The sequence below is a fragment of the Hydrogenophaga sp. genome (assembly GCF_051007235.1).
Classification (GTDB): domain Bacteria; phylum Pseudomonadota; class Gammaproteobacteria; order Burkholderiales; family Burkholderiaceae_C; genus Hydrogenophaga.
On sequence record NZ_JBPCSJ010000120.1, the window covers coordinates 1 to 3547 of the forward strand.

2 protein-coding genes and 1 pseudogene are annotated in these 3547 nt (G+C 71.7%); all 3 read right to left on the bottom strand.

The genetic code is table 11. The annotated features are described in order from the left end of the window. Nucleotides 1-12: 12 nt before the first annotated feature. Nucleotides 13-648: an HD domain-containing protein gene (locus ACR2JA_RS04535; protein ID WP_434007928.1), complete on the bottom strand. Its 636-nt coding sequence runs from the start codon at nucleotides 646-648 to the stop codon at nucleotides 13-15. A gap of 11 nt (nucleotides 649-659) precedes the next feature. Beyond that, nucleotides 660-3026 carry a PAS domain S-box protein gene (locus ACR2JA_RS04540; protein ID WP_434007929.1) on the bottom strand — a complete coding sequence of 789 codons (2367 nt, stop codon included), beginning with the start codon at nucleotides 3024-3026 and terminating at the stop codon, nucleotides 660-662. Between the two features lie 256 nt (nucleotides 3027-3282). Then, nucleotides 3283-3547: pseudogene (locus tag ACR2JA_RS04545) on the bottom strand (hypothetical protein); the annotation flags it as partial.

A 3547-nucleotide genomic window follows, 5' to 3' on the forward strand; every position in this document is an offset into this window, starting at 1 on the left:
GGAATCAACCGATCAGGCGCCTGAGACCGCGCATCGCAAGTTCTCCCGCGCCCTTCCCTCCAGCCGCACCCGAAACCGCTCGGTCCCATAGATCGCGGGCCGCGTCAGAAAACCCGACAGCACCTGCTTGCGCTTGCGCCGGTACAGCCAGCCGGGCACCCAGCGGTATTCGGCGCGGACCTGGGCGTCGTATTCGGCAAAGCGGGCCGGCTCGGCGCCGAGGATGGCGAGGTCGAAGTCGACCAGCAGGCGGGCGTCGGGATCGGTGGGCTCGGCGTCGTGGCAAGTGGCCATGAAGAGGGTGCGCACGCGCTGCTGCACCGCGGCGTCCGTACCGGCCTGCGCCAGGGCCTGGCAGGCCCAGTCGGCGCTGCGGGCTTCGTTGTCTTTGCCTTTGGGGTCGTACACCGCGTCGTGGAACCACAGCGCCAGTTCGACTTCACCGGGGTGCGTGGCCAGGTCCAGCGCGGGTTCGAGCAGGGCCAGGCATTCGCTCAGGTGCTGGGTGGCGTGGTAGTGGCGCTGCGGCTCGGCCCAGGCGGTCAGCAGGCGCTGCACCAGGCCGTCCGGGGCCAGCAGGCCCAGCGTGGCCCAGGCGCGTGGCCACGAGCGGGCCAGCAGTGCGTCTTCGGCGGGTGGGTGGTTCATGGGGGCATGTCTCAGGTCCTGGCCCTGGCCGGCAGCACCACCGAAAACGTGGCGCCGTGGCCGGGCACGCCCTGCGCGCTGATGTGGCCACCGTGGCGCTGCACGATGCGCTGGGCCGTGGCCAGACCGATGCCGATGCCCGGGAACTCGTCCTGGCGGTGCAGCCGCTGGAAGGCCTTGAACAGGCGGTCCGCGTAGGCCATGTCGAAACCGGCGCCGTTGTCCGAGACGCTGAAACCGGCCTGTCCGTCCACCTCGCAGGCGTGGACGCGGATCCTGGGCTGCGGCGTGGCGCCGGTGTACTTCCAGGCGTTGTCGAGCAGGTTGTCCACCACGCTGGCGATGAGTCGCTCGTCGCCCTGCACCACCAGACCCGGCTCCACCTCCACCGCCACGTGGCGGGCCGGCTCGGACGCGGCCAGCTCGGCCAGGTGCCGCTGGGCCAGCGCCGACACGTCGACACGGTTCCAGTGCAAGTCGCCGCGCGTGCTGCGCGAGAGCGTCAGCAAGCCGTCGACCAGGTCGCTCATCTTGCGACTGGCCAGCACGATCTGCGCGATGAAGCGCTGCGCCTCGCTTGGCAATGCTGCGGCGTGGTCTTCCTGCAGCGCGCAGGAATAGCCGTTCATCGCGCGCAGCGGCGCGCGCAGGTCGTGCGAGACGGCGTAGGCAAAGGTCTCCAGCTCCTGGTTGGCCAGGGTGAGCGCGGCGGTGCGTTCGGCGACGCGGGCCTCCAGCGTGGCGTTGAGCTCGCGCATTGCCCGCTCCGCGGCGCGGCTGGCGCGGATGTCGCGCACGATGGTGGAGAAAAACAGCAGCTGGCCCTGCGCATCGTGGTGGCTGAGGATGAGCTGCGCCACGGGAATGCCCTCGCCATCGGGCCCGAGCACCTCGGTCTCGCCCGCCCAGCGGCCTTCCCGGATGGCGGTCGGCATGCCCTGGCCCAGCACGAGGTCGGCGGCCCACCGGGTGTGCACGTCGGCGACTGTTTTCGGCAAGGCCGCTTCGGGGCCGATGCCCAGCAGCGCGCGCCCCGCGCTGTTCAGGTAGGTCAGCCGGCCTGCGGGATCGCTCATGCCGACCATGTCGCTGCTGGCTTCCAGGATGGACGCGAGCCGCTGGCGCTCCTGTTCGGCCCGCACGCGGAGCGTGATGTCGCGGTCGACCCCCTGGAACCCCTGCCATTCGCCCCGGGCATCCAGCACCGGCTGGGCGTTGGATTCGAGCACGCGGTAGCTGCCGTCCCGGTGGCGCCAGCGGATGACCACGGTGCGCCAGCCGGTGCGGTGCTCGCGGGCGGTCTGGTGGGTGGCATGGAACAGGGCCTGGTCGTCGGGGTGGACCAGCGACACCGCGTCCAGCGCCAGGAACTCGTCGACCCGGTAGCCCAGGATCGCCGTCACGCCCGGATTGCTGTAGGTGTGACGGCCCTGCACGTCGTGTTCCCAGATCCAGTCGATGGAGTTCTCGGCGATGTTGCGAAAGCGCTGCTCGCTCTCGCGCAGGGCCAGCGTCTGGCGCGCCACCTCGCGCCGCAGCAGCGCCAGAAAACCCAGCGCCAGCAACAGCAGCCCCAGCAGCGCGGCCAGGCCCCACCAGAAGGCGGGCGGCACACGCGGCTGCGTGGCCTGCTGGCCCCAGCGGGCCAGCGTCTGGTAGTAGTACGAATCCGCGTCGTTCTGCCAGGTGTCCAGCTGGGCGTCGATGGCGGCCAGCAGGTCGGCGTTGCGGCCTTTGTCGGTGGCGAAGTAGAGCTTGCTGGGCAGAAACACCAGGCTGGACGCGGTCAGCCCGTAGCGGTCGGCCGCCGCATCGCCCGAGTAGCGGTTGGCGGCCACGGCATCCGCCGTGCCGTCGGCCACCATGCGGAAGGCTTGCTCAAACGACTTCACCGGCACCAGCTCGGCACGCAAGCCGAAGCTGTGGAGCAGGCCGGCCAGGTGCTCCTGCTGCACCGAGCCGTCGAGCACCGCCACCCGCTTGCCCTCCAGGTCGAGCACCGACTGCAGCGCCACCCCCGGTCGCCGGTACACCTGCGACCAGCTGGGCAGCGCGGGCACGCGGTGGAAGTCGAAACGCTGCGCACGCGCGTCGCTGTAGGCCACGTCCGGCATCAGGTCGATGGTGCCGTCCTCCAGCAGCCGCAGGCAGCGCTCCCAGTCGCACGGCACCGGTTCCAGTGTCCAGCCCTGCAGTCGGGCCACCTCGCCCAGCAGGTCGCCCAGGATGCCGCTGGGCTGGCCCAGCTGGCCGGCCAGCAGCTTGGGCGGGTTGTCGTAAACACCCACGCGCACCACGCGCGGCGCGGCCTGCACGGCACAGGTCAGCTGTGCCGCGAACAGCAGCAGCATCGTCAGACAGCGGGCAGGCAGGCGCAAGCGGTCTCCTCTAGGGCACAGGCAAACAACCGCCCCGAGCCGAGGGTGCCGGGGCAAGGCGGCGGGACGTTGACACGGGGCGCTGGCGGCACCCCGGTGGCGTGGGCGGTATGCCTCGCCCGACTATAGCCACCCGCGCAAGCCTCACCCTCTCACGGTCGCCCGGCGGAGCGCACGGGCGCCACGCCACCGATCGTCGGTCGGCGGCCTTGCAAGCACATGACGACCGCCGGTCACAGGCCGAACGGCCGGGTGGCTACGCAGCGGTGCCGGGTGCCAGCAGCAGCGCCTTGGCCGCTTCGATGCGCAGGGCCAGCGGCGCGGTGGCATCGTTCATGACGACCAGCAGGAAGCTGCGCGGGTCCTCGTGCCGGCCCAGAAGGGACGCGGTGGTGGCGGGTGCGGTGACGGGTGCCACGCCCGATACGGCCGCTGCGGCGTCGGCGCCCCGGGCGGTGGCCGCTGGTGCGGGCGCGGCGCCCGGGGCGGCCGTGTCCGGCGGGTTCAGCGCGGCGCGCGCC